The organism is Streptomyces sp. XY006, from assembly GCF_002237655.1.
Lineage (GTDB): Bacteria > Actinomycetota > Actinomycetes > Streptomycetales > Streptomycetaceae > Streptomyces > Streptomyces levis.
Genome location: NZ_NOKT01000016.1, coordinates 184,934 through 203,578, shown reverse-complemented (window position 1 = coordinate 203,578; position 18,645 = coordinate 184,934). Strand labels below are relative to the sequence as shown.

15 protein-coding genes and 1 pseudogene are annotated in these 18,645 nt (G+C 71.8%); 10 read left to right on the top strand and 6 right to left on the bottom strand.

Annotated features, from left to right (window positions below; genetic code table 11):
• The coding region (locus tag CHR28_RS20460; RefSeq protein ID WP_256984316.1) for a DUF6542 domain-containing protein at positions 1-479 on the top strand (479 nt) is incomplete at its 5' end.
• 358 nt (positions 480-837) lie between these two features.
• On the opposite strand, the gene ppgK is transcribed toward CHR28_RS20460, so the two are convergent.
• On the bottom strand, positions 838-1,584 hold the full coding sequence (ppgK, locus tag CHR28_RS20450) for a polyphosphate--glucose phosphotransferase (RefSeq protein ID WP_094055099.1): 747 nt from the start codon (positions 1,582-1,584) through the stop codon (positions 838-840).
• 112 nt (positions 1,585-1,696) lie between these two features.
• Positions 1,697-2,722 carry a 4-hydroxy-3-methylbut-2-enyl diphosphate reductase gene (locus CHR28_RS20445; protein WP_094055098.1) on the bottom strand — a complete coding sequence of 342 codons (1,026 nt, stop codon included), beginning with the start codon at positions 2,720-2,722 and terminating at the stop codon, positions 1,697-1,699.
• Between the two features lie 101 nt (positions 2,723-2,823).
• Here CHR28_RS20445 and CHR28_RS20440 point away from each other — a divergent pair.
• The 4 genes and pseudogenes from CHR28_RS20440 (at position 2,824) to CHR28_RS20425 (ending at position 6,501) form a co-directional block, all read left to right on the top strand.
• Positions 2,824-4,240 (top strand): annotated as a pseudogene (locus CHR28_RS20440) (APC family permease).
• 36 nt (positions 4,241-4,276) lie between these two features.
• Positions 4,277-5,485 (top strand): exodeoxyribonuclease VII large subunit, encoded by a 1,209-nt coding sequence (gene xseA / locus CHR28_RS20435; protein ID WP_094055097.1) that lies wholly within the window; start codon positions 4,277-4,279, stop codon positions 5,483-5,485.
• Between the two features lie 9 nt (positions 5,486-5,494).
• Positions 5,495-5,740, top strand: coding sequence for an exodeoxyribonuclease VII small subunit (locus CHR28_RS20430; protein WP_094055096.1), 246 nt, complete (start codon positions 5,495-5,497; stop codon positions 5,738-5,740).
• Positions 5,741-5,910: 170 nt separating this feature from the next.
• The gene (locus CHR28_RS20425) at positions 5,911-6,501 is read left to right on the top strand and encodes a malonic semialdehyde reductase (RefSeq protein ID WP_094055095.1); all 591 of its coding nucleotides are present in this window, start codon (positions 5,911-5,913) and stop codon (positions 6,499-6,501) included.
• Positions 6,502-6,578: 77 nt separating this feature from the next.
• Here CHR28_RS20425 and CHR28_RS20420 read toward each other — a convergent pair whose 3' ends face one another.
• Positions 6,579-7,103 (bottom strand): DUF4245 domain-containing protein, encoded by a 525-nt coding sequence (locus CHR28_RS20420; RefSeq protein ID WP_094055094.1) that lies wholly within the window; start codon positions 7,101-7,103, stop codon positions 6,579-6,581.
• Positions 7,104-7,230: 127 nt separating this feature from the next.
• On the opposite strand from CHR28_RS20420, the gene glpX reads away from it, so the two are divergent.
• Positions 7,231-8,265 carry a class II fructose-bisphosphatase gene (glpX, locus tag CHR28_RS20415; protein ID WP_094055093.1) on the top strand — a complete coding sequence of 345 codons (1,035 nt, stop codon included), beginning with the start codon at positions 7,231-7,233 and terminating at the stop codon, positions 8,263-8,265.
• Between the two features lie 87 nt (positions 8,266-8,352).
• Here glpX and CHR28_RS20410 read toward each other — a convergent pair whose 3' ends face one another.
• Positions 8,353-8,730, bottom strand: a complete 378-nt coding sequence (locus tag CHR28_RS20410; protein ID WP_094055092.1) for a WhiB family transcriptional regulator — start codon at positions 8,728-8,730, stop codon at positions 8,353-8,355.
• Positions 8,731-8,879: 149 nt separating this feature from the next.
• Positions 8,880-9,581, bottom strand: coding sequence for a DUF1707 SHOCT-like domain-containing protein (locus CHR28_RS20405; protein ID WP_256984315.1), 702 nt, complete (start codon positions 9,579-9,581; stop codon positions 8,880-8,882).
• A gap of 179 nt (positions 9,582-9,760) precedes the next feature.
• On the opposite strand from CHR28_RS20405, the gene CHR28_RS20400 reads away from it, so the two are divergent.
• The 4 genes from CHR28_RS20400 to CHR28_RS20385 all read left to right on the top strand — a co-directional run bounded on the left by CHR28_RS20400 (position 9,761) and on the right by CHR28_RS20385 (position 16,127).
• On the top strand, positions 9,761-11,431 hold the full coding sequence (locus CHR28_RS20400; protein WP_094055090.1) for a fumarate hydratase: 1,671 nt from the start codon (positions 9,761-9,763) through the stop codon (positions 11,429-11,431).
• Positions 11,432-11,508: 77 nt separating this feature from the next.
• Entirely contained in the window at positions 11,509-12,912 is a 1,404-nt protein-coding gene (locus CHR28_RS20395; protein WP_094055089.1) for a class II fumarate hydratase, read from the top strand.
• A gap of 82 nt (positions 12,913-12,994) precedes the next feature.
• Positions 12,995-13,687 (top strand): cytidylyl-2-hydroxypropylphosphonate hydrolase, encoded by a 693-nt coding sequence (fomD, locus tag CHR28_RS20390; protein ID WP_094055088.1) that lies wholly within the window; start codon positions 12,995-12,997, stop codon positions 13,685-13,687.
• Positions 13,688-13,988: 301 nt separating this feature from the next.
• Entirely contained in the window at positions 13,989-16,127 is a 2,139-nt protein-coding gene (locus CHR28_RS20385) for a SpoIIE family protein phosphatase (RefSeq protein ID WP_094055087.1), read from the top strand.
• Between the two features lie 57 nt (positions 16,128-16,184).
• Here CHR28_RS20385 and CHR28_RS20380 read toward each other — a convergent pair whose 3' ends face one another.
• The gene (locus CHR28_RS20380) at positions 16,185-18,473 is read right to left on the bottom strand and encodes a transglycosylase domain-containing protein (protein WP_094055117.1); all 2,289 of its coding nucleotides are present in this window, start codon (positions 18,471-18,473) and stop codon (positions 16,185-16,187) included.
• Positions 18,474-18,645: the final 172 nt, after the last annotated feature.

Sequence of the window (18,645 nt, the reverse complement as noted above, 5' to 3'; positions counted from 1 at the left end):
CCCGGCCGCCGGGGGCGCAGCGCCGTGCGGCGCCGGTGCGACGGCCCGCGCCCGCGCCGTCGACGGCCGCCGGGCGGCTGCCCAACCCGCGGCTGACCGGGCTGGGCAGCGGGTTGTTCTGCGCGGTGGCGATGTTCCTGCTGGGCGCGCTGTGCGCCGCGCTGTTCGGGGCGTCGCTGACGGCGTACGGCGTGCTGTTCCTGCCGGTGTGCGTGCTGACCGCCGTGTGGGTGCGGCCGGGGGATCTGATGACTGCCCCCGTGGTCGTGCCGATCGCCTTCGCCGCGGGGCTGCTGCCGGTGGCCGGGGGCGACGGCGGGAGCAAGCTGATGGGGCTGGTCACGGCGCTCGCGACGCAGGCCGGCTGGCTGTACGGCGGAACGCTCGTCGCCGGGCTGATCGTCATCGCCCGCCGGATCCGGCTGGTGCACCGCAGGAGAACGGCGACGACGACACCCGGGGGACGTCCAGCGCCCTGACCACAAGTCCGGCCACCGCACCAGGGCCGCCCCGGCTGGTGCAGCACGGCAGCCTCGACCCGGGCAGCACAACCGCCTGGCCCGGCAGCAGGGCAGCCCCGGCCCGGCAACCCGGTGGGCGACGCCCGGCGACGCCCGGCGACGCGCAGCCCCGCCCGCGTCCGGCGCCGGCACACCGCCGCCCGCATCGCCGCCCCGAGCCGCGACCGCCGCCGATACCCGCCGCCCGCAGCACTTGCCCCGAGCCGCGACCGCCGTCAGCACCCAGCCGCCCACACCGCCACCCCGGCCGCGACCGCCGCCGGCACCCAGCCCCCCCGCACGGCCCCCGCGGCCGGCCCCCGGCCGCGAACCCGCGCTAGTGCCCCGCCGCCCGCATCGCCGCTCCCACGATGCCCGCGTTGTTCTGCAGTTGCGCCGGGACGATCTCCGCCTTGATGCCCTCGATGTGGGGCAGGAACTTGTGGGCCTTGCGGCTGACGCCGCCGCCGATGATGAACAGCTCCGGCGAGAACAGCATCTCGACGTGCGCGAGGTACTTGCGCACGCGGTGCGCCGCCCAGTGCTCCCACGACAGGTCGTGGTCCTCGCGCGCCTTGCTGGAGGCGCGCTTCTCCGCGTCGTGCCCGTCCAGCTCCAGGTGGCCCAGCTCCGTGTTCGGCACGAGGACGCCGTCGACGAAGACCGCGCTGCCGATGCCCGTGCCGAGCGTCAGCAGGATCACCGTGCCCCGCCGGCCGCGGCCCGCGCCGAAGTGCATCTCGGCGACGCCCGCCGCGTCCGCGTCGTTCACCACGGTCACCGGCAGTCCGCCCAGCCGCTCGCCGAGCAGCGCACGCGCGTCCGTGTCGATCCAGCTGTCGTCGACGTTCGCCGCCGTACGGATCGTGGCCCCGTCGGTGACCACGCCCGGGAACGTGACCCCGACGGGTCCCGTCCAGCCGAAGTGGTCGACGACCTGCTTGACGCCGTCGGCCACCCCGTCGGGCGTGGCCGGGTGCGGAGTGAGGACCTTGTGGCGCTCCTGCGCCAGGTCGCCCTTGTCGAGGTCCACCGGGGCACCCTTGATCCCGGAACCGCCGATGTCCACGCCGAAGATCTGCATGGCCCTACGTTACGACGTGGGACTGACGGTCACAGACCGGACGGCGGCACCGTCCGGCCCGTCCCCCACGGCTCCCCGATCCCTTCGCGCCGTCTGCGCGAACGGTCCGCGATCACTCCGCGGAACGTTCACCCGCCGCCGTGCCGCCGCGCTCGGCGACCAGCGCGGCCGCCTCCTCGCGCAGGTCGCGGCGGAGCTCCTTGGGCAGGGAGAACGTGATGGACTCCTCGGCCGCCTTGACGATCTCGACGTCCTCGAAGCCGCGCTGGGAGAGCCACTCCAGGACCTGCTCGACCAGGACCTCCGGCACGGACGCGCCCGAGGTGACGCCGACGGTGGAGACGCCCTCCAGCCAGGTCTCGTCGATCTCGTCGGCGAAGTCCACCAGGTAGGCGGCGCGGGCTCCGGCGATCTTGGCGACCTCGACCAGGCGCTTGGAGTTGGAGGAGTTGCGGGAGCCGACCACGATCACCAGGTCGGACTCGGCTCCCATCTGCTTCACGGCCAGCTGGCGGTTCTGCGTGGCGTAGCAGATGTCGTCGCTGGGCGGGGAGATGAGCTGCGGGAATTTGTCCTTCAGGGCGTCGACGGTCTCCATGGTCTCGTCGACGGAGAGCGTGGTCTGGGAGAGCCAGACGACCTTGGACGGGTCGCGGACCTCGACCTTGGCGACGTCGGCCGGGCCGTCGACCAGCTGGATGTGGTCGGGGGCCTCGCCGGAGGTGCCGATGACCTCCTCGTGGCCCTCGTGGCCGATCAGGAGGATGTCGTAGTCCTCGTTGGCGAAGCGGACGGCTTCCTTGTGGACCTTGGTGACCAGCGGGCAGGTGGCGTCGATGGTGGCGAGCCTGCCGCGCTCGGCCTCCTCGTGGACGACGGGGGCCACGCCGTGGGCCGAGAACATCACGATGTTGCCCGGCGGCACCTCTTCCGTCTGCTCGACGAAGATCGCGCCCTTCTTCTCCAGGGTCTGCACGACGTACTTGTTGTGGACGATCTCGTGGCGGACGTAGACGGGAGCGCCGTACTGCTCCAGCGCTTTCTCTACGGCGATCACGGCGCGGTCCACGCCCGCGCAGTAGCCCCGGGGGGCGGCGAGCAGGACACGGCGGCCAGGCGAAGCAGACATGCGTCCCATCGTAAGGCCGCGTTCGGCGGGTCAAAGATCGCGTCCGTGCTCAGTCCCCGGGAAGACTGAACGAACGCGGCGCGAGGGACGGAAGGCGAAGGCGGGCCACGATGGCGGAGACCGGGACGGGGACGCGGGCCCGCGCGGCCGGCGGGGAGCACGCGCTGCGGCGCAGCCTGGGCTTCCGGGACCTGGTCGTCTACGGGCTGCTGTTCATCGCTCCGATGGCCCCGGTCGGCGTGTTCGGCACGCTGGACGCGAAGTCGCACGGGGCGGTGGCGCTGGTGTACGTCGTCGCGACGGTCGCGATGGCGTTCACCGCGTTCAGCTACGCCCAGATGGTCCGGGTCGTCCCGCAGGCGGGCTCGGTGTTCGCCTACGCGCGCGTGGGCCTCGGCAAGGAGGCCGGTTTCGTCGCGGGCTGGATGGCGATGCTGGACTACGTCCTGATCCCGGCGGTGGCGTACCTGTTCTGCGGGGTCGCCATGAACGCGCTGGTCCCCGAGGTGTCGCGGTGGGTGTGGTCGGCGCTCGCGGTGGCCGTGACGACGCTGCTGAACCTGTGGGGGGGTCCGGGCGGCCGCCCGGGTGGGCTTCCTGGTGCTCGTGCTGGAGGTCGTGGTCCTGGCCGTCTTCGTCGTGGCCGCGCTGGTGGTGCTGGCCCGCGACGGTGCCGAGCGGGGCTGGCTGTCGCCGCTGTCGGGGGACGGCACGCAGGGCGCGTTCGCGGTGTCGGCGGTGCTCGGGGCGGTGTCGGTGGCGGTGCTGTCGTATCTGGGGTTCGACGCGATCGCCTCGTTCGCGGAGGAGGTCACCGGCGGCTCGGCGAGGATCGCGCGGGCGCTGCTGTTCTGCCTGGCGCTGGCGGGCGTGCTGTTCCTCGCGCAGACGTATCTGGTGGCGCTGCTGGAGCCGGTGTCGTCGGCGCGGCTGGCGGCGGAGCCGGGGCGGCAGGGGTCGGCGTTCTACGACACGGTGGACGCCTCGGTCGGCACCTGGCTGCACGACCTGGTGGCGGTGAGCAAGGCGATCGGCGCGGCCTTCGCCGCGCTGGCCGGGCAGGCCGCGGCGGCCCGGCTGCTGTTCGCGATGGGCCGGGACCGGCGGCTGCCGCGCGTGCTGTCCCGGACCAGCGCCGGGGTGCCGCGGGTGGCGCTGCTGTGCGCGGCCGTGGTGACGCTGGTGGCGGCGGTGTGGGCGGCGCGCCGGGACGACGGGATGGACCAGCTGGTGTCGGTGGTCGACATCGGCGCGCTGACGGCGTTCACGCTGCTGCACGCGAGCGTGGTGGGCTGGTTCGTGGTGAAGCGCCGGGGCGGTGCCGTGAGCTGGTGGCGGCATCTTCTGGCGCCGGTGCTGGGAGCGGCGATCACCGTCGCCGTGATCGTGGCGGCGTCGGGCACGGCTCAGGTGGTCGGGGCGGTGTGGCTGGCGGCCGGGCTGGTGGTGCTGGTCGTCCAGGAACGCCGCGGCACCTCGGCGCCGCCCGCGGCGGACCGACCGGCCCGCCCGCGCTCCGGCCGGTGAACCGCGTTGTCGGCGGTGGCCACTACCCTCGCGGGCATGGCTGTGAACACGACTCCGGAATCCCCGTTGCCCGTCGGCGAGGTGTCGCGGCTGATCGGGGGGTGGATCGACCGGCTCGGTGCGGTGTGGGTCGAGGGGCAGATCACACAGCTGTCGCGGCGTCCGGGTGCCGGTGTGGTGTTCCTGACGCTGCGGGACCCGTCGTACGACATCTCCGTCAGCGTGACCTGCTACCGGCAGGTGTTCGACGCCGTCGCGGACGTGGTGAGCGAGGGGGCCCGGGTGGTCGTCCTGGCGAAGCCCGAGTGGTACGCCCCGCGCGGGCAGCTGTCGCTGCGGGCTGCCGAGATACGGCCCGTCGGGGTCGGTGAGCTGCTGGCCCGGCTGGAGCAGCTGAAGAAGGCGCTCGCGCGGGAGGGCCTGTTCGCGCCGGAGCGCAAGAAGCCGCTGCCGTTCCTGCCGCAGCTGATCGGGCTGGTGTGCGGGCGGGCCTCGGCCGCCGAGCGGGACGTGCTGGAGAACGCCCGGCACCGCTGGCCCGCCGTCCGCTTCGAGGTGCGCAATGTCGCCGTGCAGGGCGTGCACGCGGTGCCGCAGGTCGTGCAGGCCGTGAAGGAGCTCGACGCGCTCGACGACGTGGACGTGATCATCGTCGCGCGGGGCGGGGGCAGCGTGGAGGACCTGCTGCCGTTCTCCGACGAGCAGCTGATCCGCACGGTCGCCCAGTGCCGTACGCCCGTGGTGTCGGCCATCGGACACGAGCCGGACAACCCGCTGCTGGACCATGTGGCCGACCTGCGCGCCTCGACCCCGACCGACGCGGCCAAGAAGGTCGTGCCGGACGTGGGCGAGGAGTACGAGCGGGTGCGGCTGCTGCGGGACCGGGCGCGGCGGTGCGTGGCGGCGCTGCTGGACCGGGAGGAGCGCGGTCTGGCGCACGCGCTGGCCCGGCCGTCGATACAGGATCCGCACCGGATGATCGACGAGCGGGCCGACCACGTGGCGGACCTGCTCGACCGCGGCCGGCGCTGCCTGCGGCACCAGCTGGACCGCGCCGACTCCGAGCTGACGCACACGCACGCGCGCGTGGTGGCCCTCTCCCCCGCCGCGACGCTCAAGCGCGGGTACGCCGTGCTGCAGCGGGCGGACGGGCACGCGGTCCGCGATCCCGGCGAGGTGGAGGCCGGCGAGGCCCTGCGCGCGCGGGTCTCCGAGGGTGAGTTCTCCGTACGAGTCGACACATAGGGTGGGTGGATGACCAGCGAGGTGGAGCAGGCGCCGGGCACGGACGAGGCGCTCGGGTACGAACAGGCGCGGGACGAGCTGATCGAGGTCGTCCGCCGGCTGGAGGCGGGCGGTACGACGCTGGAGGAGTCCCTGGCGCTGTGGGAGCGCGGCGAGGAGCTGGCGCGGGTGTGCCGGCGCTGGCTGGAGGGGGCGCGGGCGCGGCTGGACGCGGCGCTGGCGGAGGAGGCCGCGGAGGGCGAGGACGCCGAGTAGCCCCGGCCGGGATCCCGGTCCGCGACCGCGGGGAGCACGAGTGACGCACTGTGAAGTGGATCACTACACTCCAGATTTGATTGAACGTTGAACTTCATTGGCGTACGGTCGCAGACGTCAGCCGGTCCGGCCACCCCGGACCCGACGTACACCCCGAGAAGGTTCCGTTCATGTCTCTCGTTCTTGACCCCGCAGCCCAGGACCTCCTGTTCCGCGAGGCCCGCACCGCCAACACCTTCACCGACGAGCCGGTGACCGACGAGCAGGTGCAGGCGATCTACGACCTGGTCAAGTACGGCCCGACCGCCTTCAACCAGACCCCGCTGCGCATCACGCTGGTCCGCTCCCCCGAGGCCCGCGAGCGCCTGGTCGCGCACATGGCCGAGGGCAACCGGGCCAAGACCGCGAGCGCCCCGCTGGTCGCGATCCTCTCCGCGGACAACGAGTTCCACGAGGAGCTGCCGCACCTGTTCCCGGCCTTCCCGCAGGCCAAGGACGCCTTCTTCGCCGAGCGCCCGGTGCGCGAGAGCGCCGCCGCGATGAACGCCGCCCTCCAGGCCGCGTACTTCATCGTCGGCGTCCGGGCCGCCGGTCTGGCCGCCGGCCCGATGACCGGCTTCGACTTCGAGGGCGTGCGCAAGGAGTTCCTGGACGACGACCACACCCCGCTGATGGTCGTCAACATCGGCCGCCCGGGCCCGGACGCCTGGTACCCGCGCTCCCCGCGCCTGGAGTTCGACCAGGTCGTCACGGTCGTCTGAGCCACGGACGGCGTCCGCGCCACACCGCTACGAGGAAGGCCCCCGGCACGCTCGCCGGGGGCCTTCCTCGTGCGCGGTCACTCCGTCTCCAGCGCCTGCGCCATCTTCGTCAGCTGCGCGAACGAGGCGGTGCCCGTCACGACCGTCGTCGAGCCCTTAGTGCCCTCCAGCACCAGCGCGTCGTACCGGCCGCCCTCCCAGCGGGTCCACGTCCGGCCGTCGATCGTCTCGGTCCTGTCGGTCTCCCGGGCGCCCTGCGTCGCCTCGTCGAGGAAGACGGGCCGCCGCTGAGTGGACTGCTCGACCGCCACGTACTCCCCCTCGGGATCGTGGAACCCGAGGTGCCAGGTGTCGAAGTCGTCGCCCTGGTAGCGGACGGAGGTGGCCTTCCACGCGGCGGGCAGGCCCTCGGGCGCGACGACGGGGTACGGGGCGGCCCGGCGTGCCGTGAGCAGCTCGACCCGGTAGTCGACCCGCTTGACCTCGGGTTCGCTGTCGTCATGCGGGATGAAGAGGTAGATGAAGCCCGCCACGAGGACGATGACCCCGAGGGAGAGGATCATGTCCCGCGCCGTCTTCTGCTTGCCGTTCGTGCCTGCCACGCCCCCTATCGTCGCAGGTCTGTGCTGCGCTCATCCGTGGGGGCCCCTGCTCATTTTGCGGGCTCGGAGATAGAGTCGACCGACAAAGCCCTCATCCGGCCGTCGTCGTACAGAAAGGTGCGCTCCGATGACCGAGCATCATCATTTGCCGTCCGAACTCGATGTGCCCTCCGAGGCCCCCGACCGCAACCTCGCCCTTGAGCTGGTCCGGGTGACCGAGGCGGCGGCGATGGCCGCCGGCCGCTGGGTCGGACGCGGTGACAAGAACGGCGCCGACGGTGCCGCGGTCCGTGCCATGCGGACCCTCGTCTCCACCGTGTCGATGAACGGTGTCGTCGTCATCGGCGAGGGCGAGAAGGACGAGGCCCCGATGCTGTTCAACGGGGAGCGCGTGGGCGACGGGACCGGGCCCGAGTGCGACATCGCCGTGGACCCGATCGACGGCACCACACTGACCGCCAAGGGCATGACGAACGCGATCGCGGTGCTGGCCGCCGCCGAGCGCGGGTCGATGTTCGACCCGTCCGCGGTCTTCTACATGGACAAGCTCGTCACCGGCCCCGAGGCGGCGGACTTCGTCGACATCGACGCGCCGGTGTCGGTGAACATCCGCCGGGTCGCGAAGGCCAAGCGGTCCGCGCCCGAGGACGTCACCGTGGTGATCCTGGACCGGCCGCGGCACGAGGGCATCATCAAGGAGATCCGGGACACCGGGGCGCGCATCAAGCTGATCTCCGACGGTGACGTGGCCGGCTCGATCCTGGCGCTGCGGGAGGGCACCGGGGTCGATCTGCTGCTCGGCATCGGCGGCACGCCCGAGGGCATCATCTCGGCCTGCGCGGTGAAGTGCCTGGGCGGCACCATCCAGGGCAAGCTGTGGCCGAAGGACGACGAGGAGCGGCAGCGGGCGATCGACGCGGGCCACGATCTCGACCGGGTGCTGACCACCGAGGACCTGGTGACCGGCGAGAACGTGTTCTTCGTGGCGACCGGCATCACCGACGGCGAGCTGCTGCGCGGGGTCCGGTACCGGGCCGAGACGGCCACGACCGACTCGATCGTGATGCGCTCCCGCTCGGGCACGGTACGCAGGATCGATTCGGAGCACCGGCTGTCCAAGCTGCGGGCGTACAGCGCGATCGACTTCGACAAGGGCAAGTAGCGGGCCAGGGCGTCTTCCCGGCTCCGCACACAGAAGCAGGGCGTCCCCGGTGCGGTGGGGGCGCCCTGCTTCGTGGTGCTCGGGAAGTCAGCCGGCGGCCGCTATCTGGTTGGCCGAGCGGGCCGCCTTCCTCAGCTCCAGGTCGCGGCGGCGGCGCCGGGCCAGGACCACGCGGCGCTCGGCTGCGGTGAGGCCGCCCCAGACGCCGTAGGGCTCGGGCTGGAGCAGGGCGTGCTCGCGGCATTCGACCATGACCGGACAGCGGGCGCAGACCCGCTTGGCCGCCTCCTCCCGGGAGAGCCGGGCGGCGGTGGGCTCCTTGGAGGGGGCGAAGAACAGGCCCGCCTCGTCGCGCCGGCACACCGCCTCGGTGTGCCACGGGGCGTCCTGGTCCCTGTCTCGCGCTGGCACCCGCGGGGCCGGAACGGCGGCGACCTGCAGGGACGAATGCGGCGGTTGCAGCACGGTCTACTCCTGACGACGGCTTCGCGAGCGAGAGACGATGCAGCAAGGCCTACCCGCTGTGCGCGCGCCTATGCACTGAGTTCCGAACCGCCGCTTCCGGTTGCTTCGGGACCGTCGACGACCCGCCGCTTCCGGTTGCTTCGCGACCGTCAATGACCCAGGTGCTTGCGCAGACTCCGGTCGACCTTGCGCTGCACCCGGTCCAGGATGTCCGCGACGAGCTTGCCGCGCTTGGGCCGCGCTTCGACGCTGCCCAGGACGGCCCAGCCGTCGACGTAGACCACCGGGGCCTCCGGCTCGCCCGAGTCGAGGGTGGCGACCTCGAAGCTGCCGAGCACGCCGCCGCCGATGCCGCGCAGCGACACGTTCTCCGGGACGCGGATCTCGACGCTGCCGAAGACGGCGTAGGACTTGATGACGACCTGCTGGTGGTTGTACAGCGCCTCGCTCAGGTCGATCTCGACACTGCCGAAGATCGCGTAGGCGTGGATCCGGCGGCCGGCGCGCCAGCGGCCCTTGCGGACGGCGCTGCTGAAGATCGCGACCACGTTGTCGTCCGGCTCGACCGGGATGGCACCCGCCGTGGGGCGGTGCGGGGCCGGGGCGGGGGCCGACCCGGGGCGGGGGCCGTGCGCGGCGGGCAGGTCCCGGATGAAGACCTCCAGCTCGCCCACCGTCTTGGCGCGCAGCACCCCCTCGACCCGCTCGGCGTGCTCGTCCGCGGTGAGACGGCCCTCGGCCAGGGCGTCGTGCAGGATGTCGGCGATGCGGTCGCGCTCGGCGTCGGAGGCGCGGAGCTCGGAGACGGCGGGGCCGGTCTGCGGGTGAGGGTCCTGCTTCTGAAGGTCCACGACAGCAGCGTACCCACACACGATAGATCGCGACACCCCCCGCATCGCTTTCCTTGGCCGGCACGGATGTGACGAACTGAGCCTTACCTCACAAGCTCGCCGTCAGCGGCAGGTTCTACGCTGGTTGGCGCTCGCCAAAGGAGGCGGGCCGCCGTCCGTAGAGTGAGGAATGGGCTGAGATGCCTGAGTTCGCGTACACCGATCTGCTCCCCCAGGGAGAGGACACCACCCCGTACCGGCTGGTGACCTCCGAGGGCGTCTCCACGGTCGAGGGGCCGGACGGACGGACCTTCCTCCAGGTGGAGCCGGAGGCGCTGCGCAAGCTCGCCGAGGAGGCCATCCACGACATCCAGCACTACCTGCGCCCGGCCCACCTCGCGCAGCTGCGCCGGATCATCGACGACCCCGAGGCGTCGGCCAACGACAAGTTCGTGGCGCTGGACCTGCTGAAGAACGCGAACATCGCGGCGGCGGGCGTGCTCCCCATGTGCCAGGACACGGGCACGGCGATCGTGATGGGCAAGCGCGGGCAGAACGTGCTGACCCGGGGCCGCGACGAGGAGGCCCTCAGCCGCGGCATCTACGACGCGTACAAGAACCTCAACCTGCGCTACTCGCAGATGGCCCCGCTCACCATGTGGGAGGAGAAGAACACCGGCTCCAACCTCCCCGCGCAGATCGAGCTGTACGCGACCGACGGCGGCGCCTACAAGTTCCTGTTCATGGCCAAGGGCGGCGGCTCGGCCAACAAGTCGTTCCTGTACCAGGAGACGAAGGCCGTCCTGAACGAGGCCTCCATGATGAAGTTCCTGGAAGAGAAGATCCGTTCGCTGGGCACGGCCGCCTGCCCGCCGTACCACCTGGCGATCGTGGTCGGCGGCACGTCCGCCGAGTACGCGCTGAAGACGGCCAAGTACGCCTCCGCGCACTACCTGGACGAGATCCCGGCCGAGGGCTCCGAGCTCGGGCACGGCTTCCGGGACAAGGAGCTGGAGCAGAAGGTCTTCGAGCTGACGCAGAGGATCGGCATCGGCGCGCAGTTCGGCGGCAAGTACTTCTGCCACGACGTGCGCGTGGTGCGCCTGCCCCGGCACGGCGCGTCCTGCCCCGTCGCCATCGCCGTGTCCTGCTCCGCCGACCGCCAGGCCGTCGCCAAGATCACCGCCGAGGGCGTCTTCCTGGAGCAGCTGGAGACCGACCCGGCGCGCTTCCTGCCGGAGACCACGGACGAGCAGCTCGACGAGTCCTCGGACGTGGTGAAGATCGACCTCAACCAGCCGATGGACACGATCCTCGCCGAGCTCACCAAGTACCCGGTGAAGACCCGCCTGTCGCTGACCGGCCCGCTGGTCGTGGCCCGTGACATCGCGCACGCCAAGATCAAGGAACGGCTGGACGCGGGCGAGGAGATGCCGCAGTACCTGAAGGACCACCCGGTGTACTACGCCGGTCCGGCCAAGACGCCCGAGGGTTACGCGTCGGGCTCGTTCGGCCCGACCACGGCCGGCCGGATGGACTCCTACGTGGAGCAGTTCCAGGCGGCGGGCGGCTCCAAGGTGATGCTGGCCAAGGGCAACCGCAGCAAGCAGGTCACGGACGCGTGCGCCTCGCACGGCGGCTTCTACCTGGGCTCCATCGGCGGCCCGGCCGCGCGTCTCGCCCAGGACTGCATCAAGAAGGTCGAGGTCGTCGAGTACGAGGAGCTCGGCATGGAGGCCGTCTGGAAGATCGAGGTCGAGGACTTCCCGGCGTTCATCGTCGTGGACGACAAGGGCAACGACTTCTTCCAGGACCCGGCCCCGGCGCCGACGTTCACGTCCATTCCGGTACGCGGCCCCGGACTCGCCTGACGGGGACGGTGACGAATCGCCTCCACGGGGAACAGTGGTCGCGGCGCTGACGCTGTGACACGTGGAGGTGATCGTCGATGACCGACGAGCAGGACAGGACCGAGTACCGCACCGAGCACGACTCCATGGGCGAGGTGCGGGTGCCCGTGCACGCCAAGTGGCGGGCCCAGACCCAGCGGGCGGTGGAGAACTTCCCCGTCTCCGGGCAGCGCATCGAGCGCGCGCACATCGAGGCCCTGGCCCGGATCAAGGGCGCGGCGGCCAAGGTCAACGCCGAGCTGGGGGTCCTGGACAAGGACGTCGCCGAGGCGATCCGGGACGCGGCCGGGGAGGTCGCCGAGGGCCGGTGGGACGAGCACTTCCCCGTCGACGTGTTCCAGACCGGGTCCGGGACCTCGTCCAACATGAACACCAACGAGGTCATCGCCACCCTGGCCTCCGAGCGGCTCGGGCGCCCCGTGCACCCGAACGACCACGTCAACGCCTCCCAGTCGTCCAACGACGTCTTCCCCTCCTCCCTGCACATCGCCGCCACCGCCGCGGTGACGCGGGACCTGATCCCCGCCCTGGAGCACCTCGCCGCCGCCCTGGAGCGCAAGGCGGAGGAGTTCGCCGACGTCGTGAAGTCGGGGCGGACCCACCTGATGGACGCCACGCCCGTGACGCTGGGGCAGGAGTTCGGCGGGTACGCGGCCCAGGTGCGGTACGGCGTGGAGCGGCTGCGGGCGTCCCTGCCCCGGCTCGCCGAACTGCCGCTGGGCGGTACGGCCGTCGGCACCGGCATCAACACCCCGCCCGGCTTCTCCGCCGCCGTCATCGAGGAGGTCGCCCGCACCACGGGGCTGCCCCTCACCGAGGCGCGGGACCACTTCGAGGCACAGGGCGCCCGGGACGGCGTCGTGGAGACCAGCGGGCAGCTGCGGACCATCGCGGTCGGGCTGACGAAGATCGCCAACGACCTGCGGTGGATGGCCTCCGGGCCGCGCACCGGCCTCGCCGAGATCAACCTGCCCGACCTCCAGCCCGGCTCGTCGATCATGCCCGGCAAGGTCAACCCGGTCATCCCCGAGGCGGTGCTCATGGTCGCCGCCCAGGTCATGGGCAACGACACCACCGTCGCCACGGCAGGCGCCGCCGGGAACTTCGAGCTCAACGTGATGCTGCCGGTCATCGCGAAGAACGTGCTGGAGTCCGTCCGGCTGCTCGCCAACGTCTCCCGGCTGCTCGCCGACCGGACCGTGGACGGCATCACCGCCAACCGCGAACGGGCGCGGGAGTACGCGGAGTCCTCCCCCTCGGTCGTCACGCCGCTCAACAAGTACATCGGGTACGAGGAGGCCGCCAAGGTCGCCAAGAAGTCCCTGGCCGAGCGGAAGACGATCCGTCAGGTCGTGCTGGACGGCGGGTACGTGGAGCGCGGGGACCTGACCCTGGAGCAGCTCGACGAGGCCCTGGACGTCCTGCGGATGACGCGTCCGTGACGACGGTGGCGCACGTACGCCCGGCGCGTGAACCGTGACACGCGCCGCAGCGTCGTATGCCCATGGCACCTAATATCTGTCCATGGCGGAGGGCGAAGCGGTGAGACGCGTGGCAAAGGGTGGTGCGACGGGCTTCTGGGCGCCCGGGAGCCGGATCCTGTGGCGGTACCGGGAGAACGGCGGCGCGCACTTCCACATCGCGCGTCCGGTCACCGTCGTCCGGGACGACGCGGAGGTGCTCGCCGTGTGGCTGGCGCCCGGCACGGAGTGCGTGAAGCCCGTGCTGGCCGACGGCACCCCGGTGCACCAGGAGCCGCTGGAGTCGCGCTACACCAAGCCCCGGACCGTGCAGCGCGACCGGTGGTTCGGCACGGGCGTGCTCAAGCTCGCCCGGCCCGGCGAACCCTGGTCGGTCTGGCTGTTCTGGGAGCCGGGCTGGCAGTTCAAGAACTGGTACGTGAACCTGGAGGAGCCGCTGGCCCGTTGGGAGGGCGGCGTCGACTCCGTGGATCATTTCCTGGACATCTCCGTCCATCCCGACCGCAGTTGGCACTGGCGCGACGAGGACGAGTTCGCCCAGGCCCGGCGGGACGGGCTGATGGACGACCAACAGGCGGAAAAGGTACGGACGGCGGGGCGGGCCGCGGTGGAGGTGATCCGCGCCTGGGGGCCGCCGTTCTCGGAAGGCTGGCAGCACTGGCGCCCGGATCCGTCCTGGGGGGTACCGTCACTGCCGGAGGACTGGGATCGTACGCCCGCGCACATGTCCTCATGAGACCCTTGATGCGCCCCCGGGCAAGAAACGTAGGATCGTCCTCCGCAAGGGCGCGCGGCGGCAACTACCGGAGCACGCGCTGAGCTTGACCGATCGTCACCGAGGGGCGGCAGGACGTGAGCGAGGGGTACGAGGGCAACACCGGCAGGGCCTGCGTCACGGGCCCCACGGGCCGCGGACGGCCCGCCGGTGGCACAGGAACAACCTCTGACCACGCGGGAATTCCGTTCCTGGGGCACGTATTCCGGGTATCGGAGTTTCGGCGGGACCAGCTGCACACCTGGCGTGCAGCCCCGGACGGATGGATTCGACACGCGTGACGGAGCAGCCGACCTCCTTCGAACGCCCCCAGCCGGGCGTCGACCCCGCGGACCCCCGCGGGGCGCTCGTGCATACCTCGGCACCGGCGCGTGCGCCCGGCGCCTTACCGGTCCAGGGCCGCTGCGGCGGCGACGTCACCGTTCCGGTCTCGACGGCCCACACTCCGCCGGGCACGTCTCAGCCGGACACCTCCACGCCGTTCGGCAAGGGCAAGGACACCGTGAGCGACCCCGCCTCCGAGCACTCCCAGCCGGGTGCCGAGCAGACCGCCGAGCGCGAAGCCCCCCGGCCGCGCCCCGCCCCCGAGGGCATCCCGCTCCAGCCGGCCGACGAGCAGGACCGGCAGGCGGCGACCGGGGACGGGCAGGAGCGGCGCACCGGCCAGAGCCTGCCGCCCGGCCGGCCCACGCCCATGCGGCGCGACGGCGACCGGCTGCGGTTCGTCGGCGCCGCCACCCGGCGCATCGCCCGCGGCATCGACCTGGACGAGATCGTGATGGGGCTGTGCCGGGCGACCGTGCCGACCTTCTCCGACGCGATCCTGGTGTACCTGCGCGACCCGCTGCCCGTCGGCGACGAGCGGCCCACGGGCCCGCTGGTGCTGCGGCTGCGCCGCACCGACCGGATACCGGCGGAGCGCGACACCGAGAACGGCTTCCTGCCGGCCGCGCAGCCCGAGCCGAACGAGCTGGACTCGGTCGGCGCCGAGCTGTGCGAGGTCCGGCCCGGCAGCGCGCTCGCCGAGGTCCTGCGGGGTGTGCGCCCGGTGTTCACCGACGCTCCCGCGGCCCGTGCCGCCCTGCCGGAACTGCTCGGTGAGGGCGGCGAGTTCGCCGTGCCGGACGGGCAGCGCGCGATCCTCGCGCCGCTGCGCGGCCGGCGCCGGGTGATCGGTGCCGCCCTGTTCCTGCGCCGCCCCGAGCGCATCGCCTTCGAGCCGGACGACCTGCTGGTGGCCGCCCAGCTCGCCACGCACAGCGCCCTCGGCATCGACAAGGCGGTGCTGTACGGCCGTGAGGCCTACATCGCCGACGAGCTGCAGCGCACGATGCTGCCCGAGACGCTGCCCCGCCCGACGGGCGTGCGGCTCGCCTCCCGCTATCTGCCGGCCGCCGAGACGGCCCGGGTCGGCGGCGACTGGTACGACGCGATCCCGCTGCCGGGCAGCCGGGTCGCCCTGGTCGTCGGTGACGTGATGGGCCACTCCATGACGTCGGCCGCCATCATGGGCCAGCTGCGCACGACGGCCCAGACGCTCGCCGGTCTCGACCTGCCCCCGCAGGAGGTGCTGCACCACCTCGACGAACAGGCCCAGCGCCTGGGCGTGGACCGCATGGCGACCTGCCTGTACGCGGTCTACGACCCGGTCTCGCACCGCATCACCATCGCCAACGCCGGTCATCCGCCGCCCGTCCTGCTGCATCTGGGTGGCCGTGCCGAGGTGCTGCGCGTGCCGGCCGGTGCCCCCATCGGGGTCGGCGGCGTCGACTTCGAGGCGGTGGAGCTGGACGCGCCGGCCGGGGCGACGCTGCTGCTGTACACCGACGGCCTGGTCGAGTCGCGCCTGCGGGACGTGTGGACCGGCATCGAGCAGCTGCGGGAGAAGCTCGCCGCGACCGCGCAGCTCACCGGCCCCGACCATCCGCCGCCCCTGGAGGCGCTGTGCGACGAGGTGCTCGACATGCTCGGCCCGGGCGACCGGGACGACGACATCGCGCTGCTCGCCGCCCGGTTCGACGGGATCGCGCCCAGTGACGTGGCGTACTGGTTCCTGGAGCCGGAGGACGCCGCGCCCGGCCGGGCCCGCCGGCTGGCCCGGCGCGCGCTGCAGCGCTGGGGCCTTGAGGAGCTCAGCGACTCCGTGGAGCTGCTGGTCAGCGAGGTCGTGACGAACGCCGTGCGGTACGCCTCGCGGCCGGTGACCCTGCGGTTGCTGCGCACGGACGTGCTGCGCTGCGAAGTGGGTGACGACGTCCCGCAGTTGCCGCGGCTGCGCCAGGCCCGGGCCACCGACGAGGGCGGCCGTGGCCTGTACCTGGTGAACCGGCTGGCCCGGCGCTGGGGCGCGACCCGGCTCAGCACCGGCAAGGTGGTGTGGTTCGAGCTCAACCGCGGCTGAGCCGCCGCACGGACACGCGAAGGGCGCCCGGTGTGCACCGGGCGCCCTTCGCGTGTCCTAGTCGTCCTCGTCCGGCTTGATCGGGTCGAACGGGCCACCGCCGCCGTCCGGCGGGGTCGTCGACGGCTTCGTCGGCGGGGTGGAGGCGGGCGGGGACGACGACGGTTTCGTCGGCGGGGTGGTGGACGGCTCCTGCGTGGTCGGCGGCGGGGAGGACGACGGCGCCTCGGTCGTCGGCTCGCGCGTCGGCTCCTGGGTGGGCGACTGGGAGGGCGTCGGCGTCCACGTCGGCCGGACGGCCGCGCCCTGCTGCGTGTCCAGGTCGAACTTGTCGACGTCGCCCATCACGCCGAAGGTGTAGGCCGCCCAGATCTGGGCCGGGAAGCCACCGCCGTTGACCCGGGGCTGCCCGCCCGCCTTGTACATCGGGACCTGGGCGTGGGTCTTGGGGTCCTCGCCGAACAGACCCACCGAGGTGACCAGGTCGGGCGTGTAGCCGGTGAACCAGGCCGACTTGTTGTTGTCGGACGTACCCGTCTTGCCGGCGACCGGCTGGCCGTCGCGCAGGGGGTTGTTGCGCACGGACGCCCGGGCGGTGCCGTCGTCGACCACGCCGGTCAGCACCGAGGTCACGGAGTCGGCGGCCTCGCGGCTGATGACCTGGTCGCCGACCGGGTCGGGCATGGTCACGGTCCTGTTCAGGTGCTCGGCCGACTTCACGAGGGCCGGGGTGACCTTCTTGCCGTGGTTGTCGAGGGTCGCGTAGACCCCGGCCATCTGCAGCGGGCTGGCGCCCATGCTGCCCAGGGTCTGGGCGGGCACGGCCTCCATGTTCTCGGTGTCCATGCCGAGCTTGCCGGCGACCTTCACGACCTCGGACATGCCGACGTCGACGCCCATCTGCGCGAAGACGGAGTTGACGGACTTGTTCATGGCCGTCTGGACGGAGATCGGGCCGTAGTCCGCGTCGTCCTCGTTCTCGGGCGCGAAGCCGACCTTGGTGCCGTTGTCGACGACCGGGCGCTTGCTGGTGCCGTCGTAGATCGTGTCGGCGGTGATCGGCTTGCCGTCCTGCGTCCGGGCCCCCTCCTCCAGGGCGGCGGCCAGGATGACCGGCTTGAACGTGGAGGCGGGCTGGTAGTCGGAGCGGGTGGCGTTGTTGGTGTAGTGCTTGAAGTAGTCCTCACCGCCGTACATCGCGACCACCCCGCCCGTCTTGGGGTTCACGGACACGGCTCCGGCCTGGACGGCCCCGTCGACCTTGCGCTTGCCGGGGTCGAGCTTGGCGGTGAGCTGCTGCCGGACGGACTTCTCCAGCGCCGCCTGCTTCTTCTTGTCGATGTTCAGGGTGAGGGTCCAGCCGCCGGCGTTGACCATCGCCTCGGCTTCCTTGGCGCTGTCGGCGGTGCCCTCGGCGACCAGCTGCCGCTCCAGGGCCGTGTTGGCCGCGTTGACCAGGTAGCCCTTCTGGCCCTCCATGCCCGGGGCGGGCTTGGGGTCCTCGGGCACCGGGAACTTCATCCCGGCGCGCTTGGACTGGCTGAGCCAGCCCTCGTCGACCATGTTGTCCAGGACGTAGTTCCAGCGCGCCTTGACCAGCTTCTTGCCGGTCTCCGAGGCGACGGCCCAGTCGTACTGGCTGGGGGCCTGGAGCAGCGCGGCGAGGTAGGCGCCCTGCGCGACGGAGAGCTTCTCGGCGTCGGTGCGGTAGTAGGCCTGGGCGGCGGCCTGGATGCCGTAGGCGTTGCGGCCGTAGTAGCTGGTGTTGATGTAGCCGGCGAGGATGTAGTCCTTGGACTTCTCCCGGTCCAGCTTCAGGGAGATGACCAGTTCCTTCAGCTTGCGCGTGACGGTCTGTTCCTGCGTCAGGTAGTAGTTCTTGACGTACTGCTGGGTGATCGTCGAGCCGCCCTGCGCGCCGCGTCCGGCCAGGGTGTTGAACAGGCCGCGGGCGGTGCCCTTGAGGTCGACGCCGGCGTCCTTGTAGAAGGTCTTGTTCTCGGCGGCGACGAAGCTGAGGCGGACGTCCTTGGGAACCCGGGACAGATCGACGACCTCGCGGTTGACCTTGCCGTCGCGGGCCATGATCGAGCCGTCGCTGTACTTGTAGATGTTGCTCTGGCGCTTGGCGTCGGCGTTCCCCTCGGGGATGTCGATCACCATGTACAGCACGATGAAGGCGCCCATCCCGAGCAGGATCACGCCGAGGAAGGTGCCGAGGATCTTCTTCCAGGTGAAGAGTCTGCGTATACCGCTCTTGCCGGCCGCGCCCGAGGAACGGCGGCGCCTGGGTGCCGCCCGGCGCCCACCGCGCTGTCGGGCGCGTCTTTCTTCCGCTCGTCCCATGGGTCCGATCCGCTCCGCTTCGTTCATGTGTGCTCACATGTCACACAGGTTCGCCGCTCAGGTCAGCTCAGAAAGCTAACACCGGGAGATATGAGAAAGGGCTGTCGATCCGGGTCTTTGCGGACGTGACAATCAGCACCCATCCCAACGGAACCGACGTACGAGACACGCA

Coding starts and splice junctions, on each gene's coding strand:
- CHR28_RS20445 (WP_094055098.1), bottom strand. CDS start 2,722: ATGGGACGCATGTCTGCTTCGCCTGGCCGCCGTGTCCTGCTCGCCGCC.
- CHR28_RS20400 (WP_094055090.1), top strand. CDS start 9,761: ATGCCTGAGTTCGCGTACACCGATCTGCTCCCCCAGGGAGAGGACACC.
- CHR28_RS20430 (WP_094055096.1), top strand. CDS start 5,495: ATGACCAGCGAGGTGGAGCAGGCGCCGGGCACGGACGAGGCGCTCGGG.
- glpX (WP_094055093.1), top strand. CDS start 7,231: ATGACCGAGCATCATCATTTGCCGTCCGAACTCGATGTGCCCTCCGAG.
- fomD (WP_094055088.1), top strand. CDS start 12,995: ATGGCGGAGGGCGAAGCGGTGAGACGCGTGGCAAAGGGTGGTGCGACG.
- CHR28_RS20380 (WP_094055117.1), bottom strand. CDS start 18,473: ATGGGACGAGCGGAAGAAAGACGCGCCCGACAGCGCGGTGGGCGCCGG.
- ppgK (WP_094055099.1), bottom strand. CDS start 1,584: ATGCAGATCTTCGGCGTGGACATCGGCGGTTCCGGGATCAAGGGTGCC.
- CHR28_RS20425 (WP_094055095.1), top strand. CDS start 5,911: ATGTCTCTCGTTCTTGACCCCGCAGCCCAGGACCTCCTGTTCCGCGAG.
- xseA (WP_094055097.1), top strand. CDS start 4,277: ATGGCTGTGAACACGACTCCGGAATCCCCGTTGCCCGTCGGCGAGGTG.
- CHR28_RS20385 (WP_094055087.1), top strand. CDS start 13,989: ATGGATTCGACACGCGTGACGGAGCAGCCGACCTCCTTCGAACGCCCC.
- CHR28_RS20395 (WP_094055089.1), top strand. CDS start 11,509: ATGACCGACGAGCAGGACAGGACCGAGTACCGCACCGAGCACGACTCC.